Source organism: Bifidobacterium sp. LH_419 (assembly GCF_056356955.1).
Window position 1 is genome coordinate 1 of sequence record NZ_JBKEVG010000007.1, and the last position, 21,131, is coordinate 21,131.

Here is a 21,131-nt window from a genome sequence, read left to right on the forward strand (position 1 = left end):
CACCAACGACGAGCCGCATGAAACCATCGTCATAACGACGCCTGCGATTCCCGGACATGAGAAACCGCACCTCCAATCATCGAATCCGAATTACTTCAGTCCAACAATCAGGGTGCGGTTCAGACGAGGGGGCTCCCGGCGAAGCCGGGTGGGGGAGAGATAGCTGGGGGTGTAACGTTCGTAGTAAACGTCGCACCCCGGCTATCAGCATCACCCGTCACTTCTTTTCCAGCTTGCCACCATCTCCATCACTAGGTTCATCATCATCCCCCGGCAACCAACCGGTATCCAAACGTTCCTTAAATGACTGAAACTGCTGATTCCTCACGTCATTATTTGATAATGATTCTTTTTCAACCCTCTCGCACACATAAGCTCGCAGCTTTGCCACTAGTTTTTCTCGAGTCATCCCTTCCCAAACAATAGAATCATTGCGAGCAACAAAGAAAGTGCACATTGAGCACAATAATTCAAGAACTGAAATTAACCCACTTTTATAAAAGTCAGGATTATGGAGATAAAGACGCTTATAAATATACAACAATCTCTCAGAATCCTTAAACCTCGAGGAATAGGAACCAATAACATATTTATGTTGATTTATTGCATCAATTAAGCAAAACTCATCCTCCTTAACATCGTTCTTTACAATTGGCAAATCGATGTAAGAAAATAAATAGATAAATGATATGGCCACATAGGAATTAGAGCCAGTAAATACTTCATCAATCAAGCGAGAGCATAAAGTTTTATACAAGTCATAAAAACCGTTCTCCAAAATACGTTGAAAAGCATTCCCAACAACGAAAAAAGTGTGCGTTGCAATAAACGAGACAAGTAACGAATTAGAGGTTTCATGATTACACAAAGCCATAAACTGTTTACGAAACTCCCCTTTGATGACATCAAATATTACATCACGACGACTCTTACGTTTAAACACAACTACGGGATCTACAGGAATATCTTTTCCCATAGTCAGAGACCAGTACAACAGCGAAACATTCGAAGTTATTCGATTATATACATCAATTGGATACCATTCAAATACTGACCTGCAATCAATTTCACCCAATGGAAGATAGGATACGTCTTCCATAATAGATAATTCCGAATTTGAACCGCCATCTCCTTTTATAGAATTACCACTTTCCATAACCAGCCAAGCGCCAGGAGTCATCTTCCCCTCCCAATCAATCAGATATATTGGATACTTCGATGTAAACCAATAAGGACGCATGCAGTCAACTATAAATGGATACTTCTCCCATTCTCTTATCTTTCTATCATCTTCAGACTTTTCTTCAACAGTGAGTGTTTTATCGCGATAACATCTTGAAACTAATTCTCTAAAGGTGTACGATACCCCAAAAGAATCATCGAAAGGGCTGTCATTAGCAATGATCTTCTCAGTTAATTTCGGGTAAGCAACACGTAAAACGCATGCAGCTAAACACTCGTTTGGCATAAACCATTCAGACGGCTTACCCAAAAGAAGATGCCCATTTCCACCATTATCTACAGTGCCATACATATCATAAATACGATGCTTAGTAATAAAGTATAGATTGCGAACATCAACCCATATGCGATAGTCAGGAAAGTGTTTGGCAATCAAGCGCAACAATTCCTTATCAAAATAATCTTCAGACATTATTCCACCTCACCAGTCTTTGTTTTCCCCTTATTTTGAGATGCGTATTTTCATAACGCATTATCTTCCATCAATTCCTGGAGCACTCCAGCACCATTTCCATATGCGACAAACGGTCGTACATATACATTAACATCAAAGAATTTAGCCTTGTTTTCGGCTGTCTCATATGGGGAACCATACGCCGAAGCGAAGTTGTCGTCGCCCATGACGTAGATGAAGGTTACGGTTTGGTTGTGCATTTGGGTTGACGAGTTGATGAGCATGTTGAGCTCGCGCAGCTCATAGAAGATGTTCATGTCATCAGCGCGGTCGAGATCTTCGAACACCACATAGCGGATGTTCGCCTTCTCAAGCAGGAAGATGATTTCATCAAGGTACTTATCGAAATAGTCGAGATTGGCCTTGTTGTCTTCATACGACAGCGAAACGCCTTCTGCAGCGGCCTGGATTTTCGAGAGACGCAGCCGGTCTTTCAACGCAAAAGACAAGCAACAGACAATGACCACAATCACCACTGCATTGAATAGCCACGGGCTCTTCCACCAACGATCAGGTTCTTTGATGAAGCCACGCACACCTTCAAGTGTTGGTTTGCTTTGCGAGATCCATACGAAGAACACCAATAAAGCACAACCCAACGCTGGAACACTGACCAAAGACAGATTCTCACGTAGAGAACGCCGTGAACGCAAGCGGTGGAAGTGCGACAGGTCGACGATGCGCGGGGCGACGCTGTAAATCAGCTGCTTGACGACTTCCCGTTGGATATCAAGAGTCTTGGCGCTGTGCTCTTGTGTGGAACCACTGTCCTTTTCAAGTGGATGGACTTCCACTACTACGTGGTCAGTCTGATATCGCATCGTTTTATTGTTCGCCGCAGGAGCTGAACTATCCGCCGGCTTTTTGCCCGCTGCTTCTTCAGACGAAGGCGAGACATCAGGAACATTGCTCGATGAAGTTGTGTCACCAACATTTGCATTCGGCGCAGCTGCGGGAGATTTCCCATTCTTCTTCGGACGAGGTAATACCTCGTCCGAGGTTTTCTTGACGGTAGAATCCTCTTGCCTGCAGAGCAGCAGCGAAGACACTTTGATGTAGCCCGGTATAGCTTTGGCTCGTGCTCGTCGCCTAATAGAAAAAGCCACAAGAACAACAAGCGCAAGGAACCCACAAATGATTCCCAAGACGTTCCGCCACCATCGCCAAGGATGTAATCGCAAAGCGCTCAGAGACATAGCCGCAAACACCCCAGCCATGCCGATACCAAAGACAACGAGTGCTATCCATCGCAGAATCGATCCAAACTTACGACCGGCCCAATGCGGAGCCTTCGTATCAATCCCGTCTCTCAACCAATGCGGACCCTTTTTACAAATTCCATCTCTAAACCAGTCATACGTATACAAACTAGGGAACCCCAGCTTGGTCAGCCAGCGGAATTCGTAGCGGACGTAGCGTTCGAAGCCTTGGATGATGCTGCTTTTGCCGGTGCCGTAGCCGCCCAGCAGAGCGACGTTGCGCGGCAGGCCGGCGTAGGCGTCGTCTATCGCATCATCTGCGGCAGCCGAACCATCGACGGGATCGCTCTTCTTGTCGTGCTTCACCAGATCGGGATTGCATGCGTCGTACAACGTGCGGGCGTAGGTGCCGTGGCGCGTCTCCTCGAAGCGCGGCATCAATCGTCGTAATGGCACACCTGTTCTGCCGATGTGGCCCTTGCCCTTTTCCTGTCCTCCCATTGACATGCCCTTCTTCGCCCACACGCCCCTGCGCGTCCGCGAAACATGTGTTCCATCATACGCGCCATACGACTGCCGGGCGGGATTCTGTTGGGCATTCTCCAAGAGTCCGCGGGGCAACGGGGGAAAATCCACGTCATTTGAGTCCCCATCGACCCCGCCCGGAAGCCGTGCCACACTATGAGTCAGCGCGGCAGTTGTGGCGCACGGCCAGCGATGCGTTGCACAACGTGCGCGGCGTCCACCCGACAATAGCAGATCCGGCAAGTCAGTAGGCGACGAAATGCGGATGTCAGTGTGTGCTGCGACAAGCGTCCGAGCGCTTTACCCCCCTCAGTCCGGCTTTGCCGGACAGCTCCCCCGAAGGGGGCGCAAATTGGAGAAAGTCGCTCTACTGTTCGGATACGAGCGGCTGCTCGGGGACCAGCGGCTGGATGTTCTCCACCGTGGAGGGGTCGAAGGTGAAGATCTCGTAGTCGCGCTGGAGGTTCATCCAGAATTCGGCGGAGGTGTTGAGCGCCTTGCCAAGCCGGTGGGCCATCGCCACGCTGATGCCGCGCTTGCCCTTGATGATCTCCCCTACCGCCGTCTCGGAGACGCCGATCGCCTTGGCGAGCCGATAGTTGCTGATGCCCAGCGGCTCCAGGAACTCCTCCTTGAGAATCTCGCCGGGGGTGGCGAACAAGTCCCTCCTGCTGGTAGTCGTCGAAGCAGACATCTTCAACCCTCCTCTGCACAGCACACCAATCCATCTAATACTATCGCCATCCGTTAGTATCGCCAAACGTTAGTAGTGCGGGGCGGCGGGAATGTGCGCCGTCCCGCACGGTGGCGTTACATTGCGGGGTCGCCGAAGTCGTCGGGCTCGTCCGGTTCGCTCATTTCGCCGGTGGCGGGGTTGACGGCGGCGGTTGCGGCGTCGGCGGCCATGCCGCCTGCCGCAGTAGCACCGTCCGCACCGCCTGCCGCGGCGTCAGCGCCAGCTACCACCCCTGCGATGCCGGCACCGCCATCGCCGCCACCCACGCCGTCCGTATCGATGACAACGCCGGTCACGGAGGCGGGATTCGGCGGAATCGCGGGGTTCAGCGGGTTCGCCGGGGCGCCGTTCGCAGCCATACCAGCCGCGCCGCCACCCCCGGCCACACCATTACCGTCCGTTCCGCCGTCCGCGCCGGCACCGGCGTTGACGCCGGGCTGCCGGCGCGAGAGGCGGGCGAATGTGGCGACGCCCTGGCTCAGGTCGGGGCCTACCGCGGCGGCGTCGATGACGGGCGTCATGCGGTCGACGCCTTCCTTCTGCCAGCGTTCGGTGCGCATCGTGCCGGTCACGATCACGGGGTCGCCTTTGCCCAGTGATCCGAGAATGTTCTTCGCGAGTCCGCGGTAGGCGCACACGCTCACCCACGTGGTGTCACGGTCACGCCACTGCCCCGTGCCCTGGTCGAAGAAACGCGGCGTCACGCCCAGACGGAACGAGCATGCGGGGACGTTCGCGTTCGTATTGAAGGAGACGGGATTCGCCCCGAGATTGCCGGTGACGGTCACCAGCGCTTGTTGGATGCCCATGTGAGGTCCTTTCCGGCCGGCTGGTCGGCCGGCGCTGCATCGTTGCGGTTTGCGGTTCTGGACCGGGAAATCGGGCGACGACGCCGATTCCCCGGTGGTTCCAGCGTGCGTCATCGCGCGGGTGCGTCGCCAGTGCGACGGGACGATGTGGATAGAGCCCCGGAGTCCGGGCGTGTTGTGGATAACGTGTGGATGGGGAGCGGGTTATCCACAATTATGCGGGGTGATGGGGTTGGGCGGGAGGTCGGGTGCGGAGGGATGCCGGGTGATGCGAAAACGCGCACGGGAATGCACATGATTACGCGGGGATGGAGGATGCGGATTGATATGCGCATGTTGCGGATCGCGGGCGGACTACCCCTCAGTCGGCTTCGCCGACAGCTCCCCTGACAAGGGGAGCCGAAGCACTTCGGGCGCCGCCTCAATGCCGGGTTGCGCAGGTTCCTTGACAAGGGGAGCCGAGAATACGAGAAAGGCCGCCGCATCTTGGTGGATGCGGCGGCCTTTGGGTTGGGCAGGAGCCCCCTCAGTCCGGCTTCGCCGGACAGCTCCCCCTGAAAGGGGGAGCGCAAGAGGATTGCATGCGCCGTAGGCGCATTCAGGTTCCCTTACGCTCCTTTATCGCATGCGCCGTAGGCGCATTCCGTTTCCTTGGAATCCGGGCGCTTACTGGCGCTTGCGGTAGAGGGCGGTGGTGGTGCCGGCGGCGGCGAGGAGCAGGGTCAGCGCGGCGAGGGTGGCGACGGCGCTGCCGGTCTTGGAGAGCGCGGCGCCCTTGTTGCCGTTACCCTTGCCGGCGTTACCATTGCTGCCGGAACCGTTGCCAGCGCCGTTACCGGAGCCGGCGTTGCCGTTGTTGCCGGCGTTGCCGTTGTTGTTGCCCGGGTTGGAAGGCGTCGGGGCCTTCTTCTCCAGACCGGCGAGCGCCTTGGTGAGCGCGTCCTTGGCGTCGGACACCTGCTTCGCGGTGGCGGACTCGTCGCCGAGCACGTCATTGGCGGCGGCGACGGCCGCGTCGAGGAGCTTGAGCGACTTGTCGGTGTACTGGCTGCGGTCGATCGCGGCGGCCTTGGCGACCTCGGCTTCGAGCGCGGACTTGTCCACCGGCTTCTGCTCAGGCTCGGTAGCGGCCTCGAGACCGAGGACGGCCTTGACCAGCGCGGTCTGCACGTCGGTCACCTGATCCTGCGTGGCGGCGTCGTTGTCAAGCACGGCCTGCGCGGAAGCGAGCGCGTCGGCAAGCGCCTTCCAGGTCTCCGGCGTGTAGTCGGATTCCTTGAGGTTCTTGGCGTTGACCGCGTCGACCGTGGCCTTGAGCCCGTCCTTGACCACCGGGGTCGGGGTCGGCTCGACGACCTTCTCGAGGCCGGCGACCGCTTCGACCAGCTTCTGCTGGGCGTCGGTCACCTGCGCCTGGGTGGCGTTGGCGTTGTCGAGCACCTTCTGGGCGGCGTCGAGCGCGTCGGCGAGCACCTTCCAGCTTTCGGCCGTGTACGCGGACTTGTCGAGCTTGTTCGCGACTTCGACGGAGACCTTGAGGCCGGACTTGTCGACGGTGGGCTTCTGCTCGACCGGCTTCAATCCGGCGACGGCATCGGCGAGCGCGGACTGCGCGGCGTCGACCTGGGCCTGCGTGGCGGAGTCGTCGGCGAGGACCTTCTGCGCGGAGGTGAGGGCGGCGGCGAACGTCTTCCACGTGTCGGACGTGTACGCGGACTGGTCCAGCTTGCCGGCGAGTTCGACGGCGGCCTTGAGTCCGGCCTTGTCGACCGGGACCGGCTTGGCGGCGACGGTCACTTCGACGCTGGCGGACTTGGTCGTGTCGGCGGTGGAGGTGGCGGTGATAGTCGCCTTGCCGGCGGCCACGGCGGTCACGTTGCCGTCCTTGTCGACGGTGGCGACCTTCTCGTCGGAGGACTTCCACGTGACGGTGGTCGCGGCGTCGCCGGTCACCTTCACGTCAGCGGTGAGCGCAGCCTTGTCGCCCTCGGTGAGCGCGAGCTTGCCGTCCTTCACGCCGTCACCGGCGATCGCGACGGAGTCGACGGACGGTTCCGGTGCGACGGCCTCGCCCTTGCCGAGGTTGATGTTGGCGTAGTTGGACTCGTTGCCGGCGGCGTCCTGCGCGTAGAAGTGCACGTAGGTGTCGTGGTCGGCGGAGAGCTGCACCTTGATCTTGTCGGCGTCCACGTAGGTGCCCCACATGGTGTTCTCGTTGGACTTCGGGTTGCTGGACGGACCGGTGGAGTAGAGCACGCGGGTCACGCCGGAGCCCTTGGCGCCGTCGTCGGCGGTGAGGGAGACGACCACGTCGTTGCCGTTCTTGCTGTCCTGCTTGGCGGTGACCTTCGGCGCGTTGGTGTCGACCTTGATGGTCTGGGAGGCTTCGCGGACGTTGCCGTTCTCGTCGGTGGCGCGGGCGGAGACGGTCACTTCGCCCTGCTCGGTCACGGAGACCGGGCCGATGCCGGCGGTCCACTCACCGTCGCCGATCTTGTATTCGACGGTCTTGATCGGCACGGTGGAGACGCCGCGCAGCGCGGTGATCGTGAACTTCGGCGTGGTGGTGTACCAGCCGGAGCCGGGGGCGGCGGAGTCGAAGTCGATGGAGACGATCGGCTTGGCGTTCGGGTCGGACGGGGCGACGACGAAGAACATGCCGGACGCCTTGACGCCATCAACGCCTTCGATCGCGCCGGAGACCTCGCCCATCTGCTCGGCCTCGGCGTAGTCGGCGGCCGGGATCTCGTCCCAGGTCACCTTGTGGCCGGATTCGACGGAGCCGTCGGCGTAGGTGAGGGCGACCGTGTCCTGCAGGACCGGCTTGACCTTCGGTGTGGTGACGGTGGAGACGTATTCGGCGTCGGTCACCTCGGTGTTCAGCTGGTCGTAGACGCCGATCGTGGCGGTCACCTGGCCTGCCTCGACCTTGATGCCGTCATAGGTGCCGGCCTTGGTCGCGCCCTTGACTTCCGCGGTGGTGCCGGCGGTCGCGTAGGCGTCGGCCGGAACGGCCTCCCACGTGACGGGCACCTTGAGGCTCGGGCCGTCCTCCGGGGTCACCCACACTTCGGCGGGCAGCTTGGAGGTCGGGTCGACGCCGGGCGTGGTGCGCACGGCGACCTGCTGCGTGTATTCGAAGGCGTCCGGGTCGCCCGGGTCGACGGGCAGGGCGGCGCTGGTGCCGAGCACCTGCCACTCGGTGACGGTGATGCCCTTGTTGTCGTTGGCTTGCTTGTTGACGACGAGGCGCAGCGACTTGGTGGTCACCTGATCGAAGGTGTACGTGTACGGGCCGTAGACCGGGTTGGACGCGTCGAGCTGGTCGTCGGTCGGGAACGTCTTGTCGACCTTGAGGTTCGGCACGGTCTCGTACTTGCCGGAGTCGGCGTTCAGGTATTCGATGGAGACGCTCTTCGGCAGCGGCACGCCGCCGTCACCGGTCTTCACGTTCGTCCAGTAGTAGCCGACGGACTTGGAGGTGGTCACGTCGCGGTTCCACGTGTACGTGGCGGTCTCGTGGTCGGAGGTGTTGCCCCACGTGCCCCAGCCGCCGTAGCTGGCGTTGCCGTCGATGCTGCCGTCGTTGATGGCGGCGGTCGAGTTCCAGCCGGTCACGTAGCTGACGGACACGTCAGGTGCGTTGTCGTTGCCTTTTTCCGTGTTGAGGGCGACGTTCGTCTCCGCGGGAGCCGGGTCGTCCGCCGCGCTGGCCGGTGCGGCGAATGCGCCGCCGGCCAGCAGCGTCGCGGCGGCGACGGCGAACGCGGCGAAGCGTTTCGCCAGTCCCGCCTTCGCGGCCGTTGCAGTGCTTGCGATGGTCATGGATGATGCTTTCTCTTGAAGTGATGTCTGTGATGATTGCGTGGATTGCGGCGGGGTCAGCTCATCTTGGCGCGGCCGGCGGCGAGGAGGATCGCCTGGCGATCGCGGCTGGAGAGGAGTCCCTCGTCCTGGTAGGTCTTGGTGACCTCCTGGACCTTCTTGACGAAGGCGGTGCGGTTCGCGAACGGCGCGGCCGCCCAGATGTCGTCCATCAGGGTGGACTCGCTGCGGTCCTTCGCGGCCGGGCGCTTCGGGTTCCTCACGTCGGTGAGCTTGCCCGCGAACCCCACGTAGTCGTCCTTGCGCTGGAAGTACATGTGGTACGGGGTGTTGTCGCCGTTGTAGGCGGGCTCGAACTCGTCGCCGTCGATGATGAAGTAGTTGGCGGTGCCTTCCTTCTTCTGCACGCCGAGCTTGATCGTGCCATCCAGTCCGTTGCGCTCGTAGAAGCCGCGCTGGATGAACTTGGTGGACGGGTTGAGCGCGTTAAGCAGCGTCGGGCCGTAGAACAGCGCCTGGATGTCCTTGCGGTCGTCGGTCGACTCGGTGCGCAGCTGCAGCGGGATGGTGACGACGATCTTGTCGCCGGCCTTCCAGTCACCTTCCACGGTGGCGTATTCGCCGGCCTTGACGCCGTCGACGGCCTTGCCGTTCACCGCGATCGTCGCGCCCTTGCTCCAGGCGGGGATGCGGATGCGGAAGGTGACCTTGCTCGTCGGCGTCGCGGTGACGGCGAGCGTCGAGGTCTCCTCTTCCGGGTAGTTGGTCTCCTGGGAGAGCTTCAGCCCCGTGTCCGCCCAGTCGAGCGTGGATGGCGTGAACAGGTTGACGTACAGCTCCTTGTTGTCGGCCGAGTGGAAGTAGATGGAGTCCTGGTACTTCGTGTGACTCTCCAACGCGGTGCCGCCGCAGCAGGTGCCGACGTTGCCGTCGCCGTATTCCTTCTGTGTGGCGGGGTTCACCGGGTACATGTAGCAGTTGCCCGGGGTGAATCCGGTCGTCGCATCCTGCGTGGGGTTGTGCAGGTCGCGCGACTTGCCGCCGAGGATGTGGTTGAGGATCGTGCGCTCGTAGTAGTCCATGTAGGCGGGCTTGTGGTCGATGAAGAACAGGCAGCGGGCGATCTTGAGCATGTTGTACGCGGCGCAGGATTCGGCGTTGCGCTTGCCGATGTCGCCGGCCACGGTGTGCGCCGGACCCCACATCTCGCCTTCGCCGGTGCCGCCGTGCGCGTACATGCGGCCGGGCACGATCATGCCCCAGAAGCCTTCGACGGCCTTGAGGTAGCGCTTGCGATCCGCCTCCTTGATGTCCGCGTCGGCCATGGCCGCGTCCTTCGCGTAGCCGACGAACTGCGGGATGTGCTGGTTGGCGTGCAGGTTGTTGAGGATGTCGACGCCTGCGCCGCAGTTGTCGATCAGCTTGTCGGTGTCGAAGAACTTCGAGGCCTTGAGGAACTCGTCGCGGTTCTTGTCCTTGGACACGTTGTACAGGTCGACGAGCGAGTCGTTCATGCCGCCGTATTCGCCGCCGATGTAGATGTCCCACATCTTCTGCAGCTGGCTCTTCGTGCACTTGCTCAGACGCGAATAGGCCCAATGGCCGATGCCCTCGGCCAGGTCGAGCGCGTCCTCGTTGCCCGCGTATTCGTAGCAGGCGATCAGGCCGGCGAGAATCTTGTGCTCGGTGTACCAGGGCGCCCAGATCTCACCGTAGGGGGCGTACTCCTCCAACGCCTTGAACTGCCATTCGCCGTAGGCGGCGAGGAATCCGGGGTGCGAGTAGCGGGCCTTGCCGTTGTAGGTCATCTTGCGCAGCGCGTCACGACATTCCACGAGTCCGGCGATGAGCGCGTTGATCTTGTTGAGAATCGCCTCTTCGCCGCTTTCCGCGTACGCCTGGGCGAGCATCGTCATCGCATGGCCGGCGTAGTGGCCGCGCAGCAGGCCGTCGGCACCGTTCTTGTTCTGGCCTCGCGTGTACTCGTCCGCACCCCACTGCTGCTCCTTGGCCTTGTCGACGGAGCCGTTCGGGAAGTTCTCCCAGCCTCCGGCGGGTTCGGCGCCCTTTGTATCGAGGCCGGCCTGCGCGCGGAAGCACGTGAGCATGCGGTCGATCGGGTAGTATCGGGCGAAGTTGAGCAGGTCGTCCTTGGCGCGCTCGAACACGCCGCCGGTCACGGCGACGCTTCTCAGCGGGAACGGCTGCACGTCCCACCCGGGCAGCGCCGGCGAATCGGTGATGTTGGCCACGGCCTTGGTGGTGCGCTGCGCGGCGGGCACGGTCACGCCGCCATTGCCGCCGGCGTTCGCCGCCGCACCGGCCGCGCCCGTGGCGGACGGGGCCGCCTGGGCCTGCGTGGTGCCTACTCCCAGTGCGCTCGCCACGGCGATGGTGCCGCCGATGGCGGCCGCGCCGGCGAGTACGGCGCGGCGTGAGATGCCGGTCGTCGCCATTGTTGCTTCTGTCGAACTCATCTTGCTCCTTCATTGGATGCCGGCGCGTCCATACGCCGGCGTTGGTGTCATGCGAGGGCGTCGACATGGCGGGAAGAAGGCGCGAAAAAGCGTCCGTCCGGGGCGACGGCGGCCGTTCCCGTTGGTGGTGCGTCCCCTGTCTGTTGTCTTGTTCGGGGCGGAAACGATCGTCGTCTTCCCTGACTGGCTCCTGCGCCGGCTCCTTCCTCCATATCGGCTCCGCGGCCTCCTTTGCCGCGGCACCCTTGCTGTGCACGTTCACAATAAGCACGTTTCCCGCGGACCTCCAAACACCAAGCGCATCCCCCACGCCCCAGTTGCATGTGCGAAAACCTTTTTCCCAATGAGTTGCGCAACTTGTTGCGCATGTTTTCCGCTTCGTTGCACGTTGCGCAACGACACCCGATTTGGCCGTGTCCTCCGCGACGGGCTATACTCGCGAATTGGTGCGTCAATAAGAAGAACCTTCCCTGTCACAACGCAGTAGTTGGAAGGACAGTTCATCATGGCCAATCTTCGTCCCACCGAGCTCATCATCATCCTGCTCATCGTCGTGCTGCTGTTCGGCGCGAAGAAGCTGCCGGAGCTCGCCAAGTCCGTCGGACAGTCGCTGAAGATCTTCCGTTCCGAGACCAAGACCGACGACGCCGAAACCGTGAACGCCACCGCGCAACCCGCCCCCGCCCCGGCCGTCACCGCCGCACCCGCGCCCGTCGCCGCACCCGCGGCCACGGTGAACGCCACCGCCGCGCCGGCACCCGCATCCGTGACCGGAGCCGCGACGCGATGAACGCGGTTTCCGGAAGCTTCACGCCTCCGGCACCGACGCTGCATCCCAGCGAACGCGACACGCATCTCGATCTCGACAGTCTTCTCGTCGAACCGGAGACCGACGTCGCCGCCGCAGGCAGCGCCGCGGCGCCGGCGACGTCGTCACGCGACACACGCAACGCACGAAACACACGCAACGCGGGCAAACCGCGCAAATCCCGCAGACCCCGCAACCCGCAGGCGGTCATGCCGCTGGCCGACCATCTCATCGAGTTCCGCACGCGCTTCATCCGCGCCGCGGCGGGCATCGCCGTCATGACCGTGGCGGGATGGATGGTCAGCGACCAGGTGTTCCGCATCCTGCAACAGCCGTTCCTCACGGCGGCCGCCCAGCAGCAGGGGCTGATGAGCATCACGTTCAACGGCGTGGTCTCCGCGTTCAACGTGAAGCTGGAGATCGCGTTCTTCCTCGGGATGGTCGCCTCCTGCCCATGGTGGTCGTACCAGCTGTGGGCGTTCATCAATCCGGGGCTCAAGCGCAGGGAGCGCTGGACGGCCGTCGCGTTCATCGGCGCGTCCGTGCCGCTGTTCCTCACGGGCGCGGGCCTCGCTTGGTATTTCCTGCCGCAGGCGGTCGCGATCCTCACCGGATTCGCGCCTGCGGACACGGCGACGCTGCTCAGCGCCGACGTGTACTTCGACTTCATTCTGCGCATGACGCTCGCCTTCGGCCTGTCGTTCCTGCTGCCGGTCGTGATGGTCGCGTTGACGATGATGGGCGCCGTCGAGACACGCACGTGGCTCAGGCAGTGGCGTGTGGCCGTGCTGGTCGCGTTCGTCTTCGCCGCCGTGGCGACGCCGACCGGCGACCCGGGCACGCTGTGCGCGCTCGCCCTGCCGATCTGCGCGATCTACTTCGCGGCGATCGGCGTGTGCTGGCTGTACGAGCGCATCCAATTGTGGAGGATCATGCGCGAGGCCGGCGAGGAGCCGAGATTGTTCGCGGCGTGGCGCAAGGTGCGCGAGACGGTCGCGCGGATCGCGCCCGGCCGCGCACGCAAGGCGCGGGCCGTGGCCGCGACGTCCGACGCAGTGACGTCGCCTGCCGCGCCATCGGAAGGAGAGTGAGAGCATGTTGTTCGGTATTTCCGGCACGGAACTGGTGGTGATTCTCGTCATCGCCGTGATTCTGGTCGGTCCGGACCGTCTGCCCGGATACGCGCGCAAGGCGGGCCGTTTCATCCACGACCTGCGTGCGCGCGGCGCCGCGTTGCGCAAGCAGAGCGACATCGACGTGCACGGCATCGTCGAGGATTCCGGCATCAACGACATCCGGCGGACGATCGACGGCGCGAAACAGGACGTCGACCGGCTGCTGCCGCCAATCCGCTGACGGGCGCGCGGCGGACGCGGCGGACGCGGCGGACGTGACGGACGTGACGGACGACGGGCGCGTGATGGCGGGATCAGTCGGTGGGCAGCGTGGATTCGCGTTGGATGAGGCGGGCGGCCACATGGTCGACGCCATGATGCGGCCTGCCTTCGATCGCGTCCATCAGGAGCAACGCGGCCATGCGGCCCAGCGACTCGTTGCCGTCGTCGATGGAGGTGAGCCACGGGTGCGCGTACACGACGTAGTCCTCGCGGTCGTCATGGCCGATGACCGCGACGTCCTGCGGGACGTTGCGCCCGTTGCGTTCCAGTTCCTCGACGCATCCGCGCGCGATCACGTCGCTCTGGCAGACCACCGCGTCGAACGTGGGGTCGTCGTCCAGCAGCAGACGGACGGCGGCGCGACCCCATTCGACGTCCCACGGGCCGAACCGCGCCTTGCACGCGAGTTCCAGACCGGCCTCGTGCAACGCATCCTCCGCTCCCCGCAACCGTTCGTGAGAGACGCTGTACGTGCGGTCGCCGGCGATGACGGCGATGCGCGTGCGCCCGCAGGAGAGCAGATGCCGCACCGCCATGCGCCCCGATTCGACGTTGTCCTGCACGACGGAGCAGTCGGCCGGATCGGTGGAGGGGCCGTACGCGTACACGACGGGCACCGGCACGTCCAACCGGTAGGGCACCGGATCGGTGCGCCGCGAGATGATGAGCAGTCCGGCGACGTCCTGCGCGAGCAGTTGTTCGACGCACCGGTAGAGCAGCGCCTCGTTGCCGCCGGCGTTGACGAGCATCGGGGTGATCGAGCGCGCCTGCAGCGCGTTCTCCGCGCCGATGAGGATCGTCGGCGTGAACGTGCCGGCCAGGTCGATGCAGATGACGCCGATGCGCATGCCGGGCTGGACGCCGGCCGCCATGCCGGTTCCGATGCCGCCCGCGACGCCTCCCGCGCCTATCGTGCGCTTCAACGACCGCATCTGTTCGGGCTCGTAACCGAGACGTTCGGCGGCCTCGAACACGCGACGACGCGTCTCCTCGTTGATGCGCGGCTGACCGCGCAACGCCCGCGACGCCGTGGACAACGCGACGTTCGCCGCCCGGGCGACATCACGCAAACGCACCGGCGCACGCCCAGGTGATTCCGTGCCGACGCGGTCGCGGGATTCCTCGCCGTCCGGCGTGAGATCGCCCGTGGCGCCCATGGCACCGATCGCATGTGACATACGCACTCCCATCACACGCAGGCGACGCCGCCTGCCTTGCTTCCTCGTAACAGCACTCATTGTAGCCATGCGCGCACGGGTGCGGTGAACGTTCACGAAGACGTGATGCATGATGAAACGGCCGCGTCCGGCAGGCCGCTCCCCTAGCCGTTGCGCCGCTCGTAGATTCTTCCGCTGCCCTCGACCGCGGTGCGGCGGCCCACTTCGGTGGACTCGCGCACGACCATCGGGCATTCCACGCTGAACACGCCGTGATGCGGATGGCCGTTGATCGCGTCGAGCAGATACCTCGCCGCCATCTTGCCGATCATCGCGATGTTGTTGTCGAACGTGGTGAGCGTCGGATGCACGTTCGCGCTGAACACGAACCAGTTGTCGTGCCCGATCACCGCGACGTCGCGCGGCACGTCCTTGCCCTCGGCCAGAAGGCCCCTCACCGCGCCGCGCGCGATCTCGTCGCTCAGACAGTAGATCGCGTCGAGATGCGGGTGGCGTTCGAGGAGCATCTTCGCCGCGCGTTCGCCCCAATCCTCGCCCCACGTGTCGAACAGCATGTCGACCGGCTGGAAGTCGTAGAGGGTGAACGTGCGTTGCGCGCCGATGATGCGGTCGTGCGCGGCCTGGAAATCCTCGGAACCGGCGATGATCGCGATGTAGCGGCGGCCGAGGCTCAGCAGGTATTCGATGGCCTGCGCGCCGGCGCCCACGTTGTCGCACACGATGCTGCAATCGTCCGGATCGCGCGACGGATCGTAGGTGTAGACGACCGGCAGGCCCATCGTCGTGCGCTCGTCCAGCGGCGGACGGGGGTTCGACGTGTCGCCCACGACGATCAGCCCGTCCACGCCGTAGGCGGCGAGACGGTCGATGTGGCTGCGTTCCAGCGCAGGCCGGCCGTGCGAGCTCATCAGCAGCGCCGCGTGGTTGGAGGCGCCGAGCGTGGTCTCCGCGCCGGTGAGCAGCGGCAGCGAGAAGCGCCCGTTGTAGTCGGAGGTGATGAGCCCGACGAGTCCCGAACGTTTGCGCCGGCGCGTGGATTTGACGCGTTCGGCGGGACTCATGTAGCCGAGCCGTTGCGCGGCCGCCGCGACGGCGCGCTGGGTCTGCGGGGAGATGCGGTCGGCGTGCCGCAGCGCCTTCGACGCGGCCGACACCGACACGTTCGCCTCCCTCGCCACGTCGGCGAGCGTCACCTTGCGCCCCGCCGTTCCGGATGTCCCTGTCGCCATGGGCACCATGGTAACCCCTTACGACCGTGAGCGCTAACCCCCTTCGCTCCCGTTACGACGGGACGGTTCAGGCCGGAACGGCTCAGGCGTCGTCCGCGTCGTCGAGCAGACGCGTCGACTCGCGCGGCACGAGACGGCAGGACACGTAGTCGGTGCCGTGACGTCGCGTGCCGTTGAGCGCGTCGAGCAGGTAGCGCGCGGCGAGACGACCGACCGCCTCGCCGTTGTTGTCGATGCTGGTGATTGTCGGATGGGTGGCGTTGACGAACACCTCGCGGTTGTCGTGGCCGATGACCGCGACGTCGTCCGGCACCGTGACGCCGCGGCGCTGCAGCTCCTCGAGCGCGCCGCGGGCGAGCGGATCGTTCTGGCAGATGAGCGCGTCGAACTCCGCATGCTCGTCGTCGAGCAGACGACGCACGGACTCGCGGCCCCAATCCTCGGTCCACGCGCCGAACCGCACCTGTCCGGCCGGCTCCATGCCGAATTCGGAGAGCGCCTCCAATGTGCCCTTGAGACGGTCGCCGGCGGCGATGAACCGGTCGTCGCCCGCGATCACGGCGATATGGTGGCGGCCGCAGTCGATGAGATGGTTGACGGCGAGACGGCCCGCCTCGAGATTGTCGCAGGTGACCGAGCAGTCCATCACGTTGGTGGACGGCCCGTAGGCGTAGACGATCGGGATGCCCCAGCCGTCGCCGAGCGAGGGATGCGGGTTCGTCTCGTCGTGGATGACGATGAGGCCGTCCACGTTCATCGAGATGAGCTGTTCGATGTGCCCCGGCTCCAGCGAGGCGTCGGACTGCGCGTTGGCGAGCAGCACGCTGATGCCGCGCGAGCTCATCTCCTGTTCGATGCCGACGAGCACCGGGCTCGTGCAGTGCGCGGTGAGCTCGTAGGTGAGCACGCCGATGCTGCTGGTGCGGCCTCCGGCGAGGGACTGGGCCTGCTTGTTCGGCGAATAGTCGAGACGTCGCGCCGCCTCGAACACGCGGGCGCGCGTGGCCTCGCTGATGCGCGGCTTGTTGTGCAACGCCTTCGAGGCGGTGGAGATCGATACGCCGGCGGCGGCCGCGACGTCCTCCAGACGGGCCACCGCGTATGCGCCCTTGCCCATGTTGACGTCCTTTCTGCGTGCGTCCGCGACGGCGGACGGTGAAGCGATGGTGACGGACCGATGGATGACCATCAATCGTATCCGAAAGAGCTGTGCCCCGGCGGGCGACTCGCATGGGGTCCATGGGGGTTCGCCCGCCGGGGCACAGTGTGGAAGGAAGGAGATTAGGAGATAGGGATCCGGCTTGCCGTTCGCCCCGGAAGCCGGGAAGGGGGGCTGGCCATCCGATGGGATGGCCGGGACCGGATCAGGCGTTGGCCTGCTCGGCCTTCAGCTGGGCCTCGTGACGCTCGGCCAGCTCGGCCTTGATCTGCGGCTCCATCTTCTCGAACTTGCGGTAGAAGCACATGATCACGGCGACGATCACGTAGACGATCACCGGCAGCCAGATGAAGCAGAAGGTGATGGCGTCCTGGGCGGCCTGGGACTGGACGTCCTTGGTCGCGTCGTAGCCGGCGGCGCCCATGATCTCGAGCGGGAGGAAGGCGCCGAAGCCGGAGCCGACCTGGATGCAGAAGGCGGAACCGACGGCGGTCAGGAAGCCTGCCGCGTGGATGCCGGTCTTCCACTCGCCGTAGTCGACGGTGTCGGCGAGCATGCCGAACGGCATGCCGATGGCGATGGCGGCACCGAACACGCCGATGGTCCAGAAGATGACCAGCAGCGGCACGTTGTGGCCGGCGAGCGGCATCAGGGCCTGGCCGAGACCGCCGATGACGAGGCCGATGATCATGGTCAGGGTCTTGTTCTTGGTCTTGTTGGCGATGAACGGCATCGCGATGGTGCCGAGCAGGCCGAGGACCTGGACGCCGTTGAACAGGGAGACGAGGTCGCGGTTGTTGAGCACGTACTGGGCGTAGTAGGTGGACACGCCGTTACGGGTGGACTGGGCGACCCAGTAGATCACGAAGGCGACGACCAGGATGATCCACGGCCAGTTGCCCTTGGCGGCCTTCAGGGAGTCGGACAGCGGAATCGGCTTGTTGAGTTCCGGGTGGTAGTTGCGCTCGTTGAGGTTCTTGAAGGAGAACAGGAGCAGGATGATGGCGACGATGCCCCAGATCGCGGTGACGATCATGAAGCCGGTCTTGTCGCCGCTGCCGAAGTGGACGCCGAACCAGCCGACCAGCGGGATGGTGAAGGACGAGGTGATGAAGGAGCCGATCTGGCCGCCGGCCATACGGAAGGAGTTGGCGTTGTTGCGCTCGACCGGGTCGGAGGTGAGGTTCGGCAGGATGGCGGTGATCGGGGTCTGGATACCGGTGTAGATGGCGCCGGCGGCCAGGATGTAGGTGATTAGCGCGTACCAGAACTTCGGGGCGCCGTCAGGCAGGCTCGGAGCGGTGAACGCGATCCAGACGGTGATCGCGAACGGCACGCACAGCCAGAGGAACCACGGACGGGACTGGCCCCACTTGGTGTTGGTGTGGTCGACGATGGAGCCCCACACGACGGCGGAGATGGCGTCAGCGAAGCGGGCGACCAGGAGAATCGTGCCCGCGCCCAGCGCGCCGGCGGCCGGGATGTGGAACACGTTGGTGTAGAAGTACATGATGTACGAGGAGATGGTCACGTACAGCAGGTTGCCTGCCATATCGGTGAAGGAGTAGGCGACCTTCTCCTTGACCGACAGCTTCACTGCGGAAGCGTCCTGAGTTGCAGCACTCATTGCTTTTTCCTTCTTCTTTGATTGGTTTGGAAAAATCTCATTGCCGGGCTCCCATGGGGAGCCCGCGTTTTCTCTCGGCTCCCCTTGACAGGGGAGCTGTCAGCCGGAGGCTGACTGAGGGGTAGACCCCGGAAACAGCCGGATCTCTCCCCCAGTCGGCCCTGCGGACCGCCAGCCCCCTCGTCAGAGGGGGCCACGACCACGGATCAGAAGTCCGAATCGAACCAGACCTGCATCTGGCCGACCTGGCGGTTCGCCCACGCGTAGTACGGGATGAGCTTCAGGTCGTAGGACTTCTCCCCGACCGGATGCTCCTCGACGTCCGCGTAGAGCGGGAACTCCACGTCGTCGTGCGTGCGCTTGGTCGCGGGGATCGTGATGACCTCCACGCCGTCCAGCTCGCCGAAGTGGTACTCGGCCTTCGCCTTGGAGGCGTCGTGGCTGCCGATGTGGTAGTTCCACAGCGGAGCCGAGTTGTCGGCCTCCTCCGCGCAGAAGACGATCGGGCCGCGCATGACGGCGATCTTGCCGATGTCGTGGCGCACGACGGTCTTGGAGCGCATGAACTTCACGGCCATGTCGAGGTCGAGCGTGATCTTCGTGGTGCCGGAGGTCACCTCGATGGTCACGAAGCCGTCCTCGACGGGCAGGCGACGGGCGTCCTCGCCGTTGACGGTCAGCTCATGCTTGTACGCGGACCAAGACGGGATGCGCACCAGGAACTTGACCGGGTCGGCGCCTTCCGGCACGTCCACGGTGAACTCGATGTGACCCTCCCACGGGAAGTTGGACTTCTGGGAGACCTTCACGCCGTCGAAGAACTCGGCGTCGTTCGCGATGAACTGGTGGGCGATGATCTCGCGCTTATCCTCGTGCACCGTGTACAGGTAGCGGTCCACGGAGGCGATGAGGCGGGCGATGTTGGCCGGGCAGCAGGCGCAGCCGAACCATTCGGCGCGGTGCATGAGCACGTGGTAGCGGTCCGGGTTGTGGTCGGTGGCGGTCGGGTCGGCCTCGAGCGCGTTCACGTAGTAGAAGTGCTTGCCGTCGAGCGCGATGCCGGCGATGGAGCCGTTGAACAGCTCCTTCTCGAGCACGTCGGCGTATTCGCCCTTGGTCTCGATCTCGAGCATCTGCTTGGCGAGGAAGCTCATGGCCACGGAGGCGCAGGTCTCGCCGTACATGGTGTCATTCGGCAGGTCGTAGTCGTAGGTGTAGGCCTCGCCGACGTGGGTGGAGCCGACGCCGCCGGTGATGTACATGCGGCGGGTGACGATGTTCTTCCACAGGCGCTTGGCGGTCTCCTCCAGCTCCTTGTCGCCGGTCAGGCGCGCCACGTGGGCGACGCCGGTGAGCATGTAGCCGACGCGCACGGCGTGGCCCTCGGCGGTCTTCTGCTGGCGGATCGGGCGGGCGGTCTGCGTGTACTCGTGCGTCCAGCCGCGCATCTGCGGGAAGATGTCGGTGGAGCCGTCGCCGATCTTCTCGTTCTGCTTGTCGTAGAAGCTCGGGTCCTTGCCGCGCACGTCGATGAAGAACTGCGCAAGCTTGAGGTACTTCTCCTCCTTGGTGACCTCGTAGAGGCGGGCGAGCGCGAGCTCGATCTCCGGGTGGCCGTCGGCGCCGGGGATCTTGCCGTCCTCTTCGCCGAAGTTGGCGTCAAGGCAGGCGGCCATCTTCTCGGCGACTTCCAGCGCCTGCTGGTTGCCGGTGACCTCGTAGTACGCGACGGCGGCCTCGATGTAGTGGCCCATCACGTACATCTCGTGGGACTGCTGGATCTGGGTGAAGCGCTCGCGGTTCGCGAAGGCGCCGGACTTGATGATGTACGGGGTGTCGAGGTAGCCGTCCTCGCGCTGGGCGCGGGCGATGAGGTCGACGAGCTTGTCGCACAGCTCCTTGAGCTGCTCGTCCGGCTCGTAGGCGAGGGAGTAGGCGGCCTCCTCAAGCCACTTGTAGACGTCGGAGTCCTGGAAGACGAATCCCTTGAACTCGCCTTCCTCCTCGCCGGCGGCGATGCGCAGGTTGCGCACGGCGCGGCTGTAGTGGTAGTCGATGTCCTGCTGGGCGCCCGACGGGTCGCGCGGGATGTCGATCTTCTGCTCGTCGTTGATGACCGCCCACTGGTAGGGGATCACCTCCTTGGCGACGTTCTCGCGGTATCGCTTCCAGAATGGCGACGTCACCGTGACTTTCTGGCTCATGCCTCGTCCTTTCCGCATGGTGCGGATGCGGTGTTCCCGCATCCGTCGAAGTGTTTCCTTGCCGCACTGCTTGGCCGGGGGAACATGGCCGCTGCGCAATCGATTTCGTGTTCCTCCGAACGGCTTCGTTGAGCGAGTGTACGAGCATCGGAAAAACGATTTTCCCGGTTCGCGCCATTGCGAAATTTTTCGCGCGAAAAATTTCGCAACCACATGTTTCGCACCTGTTTTCGCACTCCGCATCCATAGCATGGAACACAAG

At 63.1% G+C, this 21,131-nt stretch carries 14 protein-coding genes; 3 read left to right on the forward strand and 11 right to left on the reverse strand.

Features of this window, described 5'->3' with window-relative positions; all coding sequences use genetic code 11:
* Window positions 1–217: 217 nt before the first annotated feature.
* The 6 genes from AC1AYX_RS05840 to AC1AYX_RS05865 all read right to left on the reverse strand — a co-directional run bounded on the left by AC1AYX_RS05840 (window position 218) and on the right by AC1AYX_RS05865 (window position 11,267).
* Entirely contained in the window at window positions 218–1,654 is a 1,437-nt protein-coding gene (locus AC1AYX_RS05840; protein WP_476502631.1) for a hypothetical protein, read from the reverse strand.
* A gap of 50 nt (window positions 1,655–1,704) precedes the next feature.
* The gene (locus AC1AYX_RS05845) at window positions 1,705–3,396 is read right to left on the reverse strand and encodes a YobI family P-loop NTPase (RefSeq protein ID WP_476502632.1); all 1,692 of its coding nucleotides are present in this window, start codon (window positions 3,394–3,396) and stop codon (window positions 1,705–1,707) included.
* Window positions 3,397–3,787: 391 nt separating this feature from the next.
* Window positions 3,788–4,114, reverse strand: coding sequence for a HigA family addiction module antitoxin (locus tag AC1AYX_RS05850; RefSeq protein WP_476502633.1), 327 nt, complete (start codon window positions 4,112–4,114; stop codon window positions 3,788–3,790).
* 116 nt (window positions 4,115–4,230) lie between these two features.
* Window positions 4,231–4,965: a single-stranded DNA-binding protein gene (locus AC1AYX_RS05855; RefSeq protein ID WP_476502634.1), complete on the reverse strand. Its 735-nt coding sequence runs from the start codon at window positions 4,963–4,965 to the stop codon at window positions 4,231–4,233.
* Window positions 4,966–5,631: 666 nt separating this feature from the next.
* Window positions 5,632–8,790: an OmpL47-type beta-barrel domain-containing protein gene (locus AC1AYX_RS05860; RefSeq protein WP_476502635.1), complete on the reverse strand. Its 3,159-nt coding sequence runs from the start codon at window positions 8,788–8,790 to the stop codon at window positions 5,632–5,634.
* A gap of 56 nt (window positions 8,791–8,846) precedes the next feature.
* Window positions 8,847–11,267 (reverse strand): beta-L-arabinofuranosidase, encoded by a 2,421-nt coding sequence (locus AC1AYX_RS05865; protein ID WP_476502636.1) that lies wholly within the window; start codon window positions 11,265–11,267, stop codon window positions 8,847–8,849.
* 505 nt (window positions 11,268–11,772) lie between these two features.
* Here AC1AYX_RS05865 and tatA point away from each other — a divergent pair.
* The 3 genes from tatA to AC1AYX_RS05880 are packed head-to-tail and all read left to right on the forward strand — an operon-like array spanning window position 11,773 to window position 13,431.
* Window positions 11,773–12,057 (forward strand): twin-arginine translocase TatA/TatE family subunit, encoded by a 285-nt coding sequence (tatA, locus tag AC1AYX_RS05870; RefSeq protein ID WP_476502637.1) that lies wholly within the window; start codon window positions 11,773–11,775, stop codon window positions 12,055–12,057.
* Window positions 12,054–13,166, forward strand: coding sequence for a twin-arginine translocase subunit TatC (gene tatC, locus AC1AYX_RS05875; protein WP_476502638.1), 1,113 nt, complete (start codon window positions 12,054–12,056; stop codon window positions 13,164–13,166). Before tatA ends, tatC begins: the two co-directional genes overlap by 4 nt.
* 4 nt (window positions 13,167–13,170) lie before the next feature.
* Window positions 13,171–13,431 (forward strand): twin-arginine translocase TatA/TatE family subunit, encoded by a 261-nt coding sequence (locus AC1AYX_RS05880; protein ID WP_476502639.1) that lies wholly within the window; start codon window positions 13,171–13,173, stop codon window positions 13,429–13,431.
* Between the two features lie 73 nt (window positions 13,432–13,504).
* Here the strand turns inward: AC1AYX_RS05880 and AC1AYX_RS05885 are convergent, their stop codons facing one another.
* The 5 genes from AC1AYX_RS05885 to AC1AYX_RS05905 form a co-directional block, all read right to left on the reverse strand.
* Window positions 13,505–14,650 carry a LacI family DNA-binding transcriptional regulator gene (locus tag AC1AYX_RS05885; RefSeq protein ID WP_476502640.1) on the reverse strand — a complete coding sequence of 382 codons (1,146 nt, stop codon included), beginning with the start codon at window positions 14,648–14,650 and terminating at the stop codon, window positions 13,505–13,507.
* Between the two features lie 143 nt (window positions 14,651–14,793).
* A complete protein-coding gene (locus AC1AYX_RS05890; protein ID WP_476502641.1) occupies window positions 14,794–15,879 on the reverse strand; it encodes a LacI family DNA-binding transcriptional regulator in 1,086 nt (361 codons plus the stop codon).
* An 82-nt stretch (window positions 15,880–15,961) separates the two neighbouring features.
* A complete protein-coding gene (locus tag AC1AYX_RS05895; protein WP_476502642.1) occupies window positions 15,962–16,996 on the reverse strand; it encodes a LacI family DNA-binding transcriptional regulator in 1,035 nt (344 codons plus the stop codon).
* 247 nt (window positions 16,997–17,243) lie between these two features.
* Window positions 17,244–18,665 (reverse strand): MFS transporter, encoded by a 1,422-nt coding sequence (locus AC1AYX_RS05900; RefSeq protein ID WP_476502643.1) that lies wholly within the window; start codon window positions 18,663–18,665, stop codon window positions 17,244–17,246.
* 206 nt (window positions 18,666–18,871) lie between these two features.
* On the reverse strand, window positions 18,872–20,869 hold the full coding sequence (locus AC1AYX_RS05905) for a glycoside hydrolase family 127 protein (protein ID WP_476502644.1): 1,998 nt from the start codon (window positions 20,867–20,869) through the stop codon (window positions 18,872–18,874).
* Window positions 20,870–21,131 lie beyond the last annotated feature (262 nt).

What these genes read in the sequence shown, in the direction of transcription:
- AC1AYX_RS05900 (WP_476502643.1), bottom strand. Translation starts at nt 18,665, where the DNA reads ATGAGTGCTGCAACTCAGGACGCTTCCGCAGTGAAGCTGTCGGTCAAG.
- AC1AYX_RS05865 (WP_476502636.1), bottom strand. Translation starts at nt 11,267, where the DNA reads ATGAGTTCGACAGAAGCAACAATGGCGACGACCGGCATCTCACGCCGC.
- AC1AYX_RS05880 (WP_476502639.1), top strand. Translation starts at nt 13,171, where the DNA reads ATGTTGTTCGGTATTTCCGGCACGGAACTGGTGGTGATTCTCGTCATC.
- AC1AYX_RS05890 (WP_476502641.1), bottom strand. Translation starts at nt 15,879, where the DNA reads ATGGCGACAGGGACATCCGGAACGGCGGGGCGCAAGGTGACGCTCGCC.
- AC1AYX_RS05860 (WP_476502635.1), bottom strand. Translation starts at nt 8,790, where the DNA reads ATGACCATCGCAAGCACTGCAACGGCCGCGAAGGCGGGACTGGCGAAA.
- AC1AYX_RS05845 (WP_476502632.1), bottom strand. Translation starts at nt 3,396, where the DNA reads ATGGGAGGACAGGAAAAGGGCAAGGGCCACATCGGCAGAACAGGTGTG.
- AC1AYX_RS05895 (WP_476502642.1), bottom strand. Translation starts at nt 16,996, where the DNA reads ATGGGCAAGGGCGCATACGCGGTGGCCCGTCTGGAGGACGTCGCGGCC.
- AC1AYX_RS05855 (WP_476502634.1), bottom strand. Translation starts at nt 4,965, where the DNA reads ATGGGCATCCAACAAGCGCTGGTGACCGTCACCGGCAATCTCGGGGCG.
- AC1AYX_RS05840 (WP_476502631.1), bottom strand. Translation starts at nt 1,654, where the DNA reads ATGTCTGAAGATTATTTTGATAAGGAATTGTTGCGCTTGATTGCCAAA.
- tatA (WP_476502637.1), top strand. Translation starts at nt 11,773, where the DNA reads ATGGCCAATCTTCGTCCCACCGAGCTCATCATCATCCTGCTCATCGTC.
- AC1AYX_RS05885 (WP_476502640.1), bottom strand. Translation starts at nt 14,650, where the DNA reads ATGTCACATGCGATCGGTGCCATGGGCGCCACGGGCGATCTCACGCCG.
- AC1AYX_RS05850 (WP_476502633.1), bottom strand. Translation starts at nt 4,114, where the DNA reads ATGTCTGCTTCGACGACTACCAGCAGGAGGGACTTGTTCGCCACCCCC.
- tatC (WP_476502638.1), top strand. Translation starts at nt 12,054, where the DNA reads ATGAACGCGGTTTCCGGAAGCTTCACGCCTCCGGCACCGACGCTGCAT.
- AC1AYX_RS05905 (WP_476502644.1), bottom strand. Translation starts at nt 20,869, where the DNA reads ATGAGCCAGAAAGTCACGGTGACGTCGCCATTCTGGAAGCGATACCGC.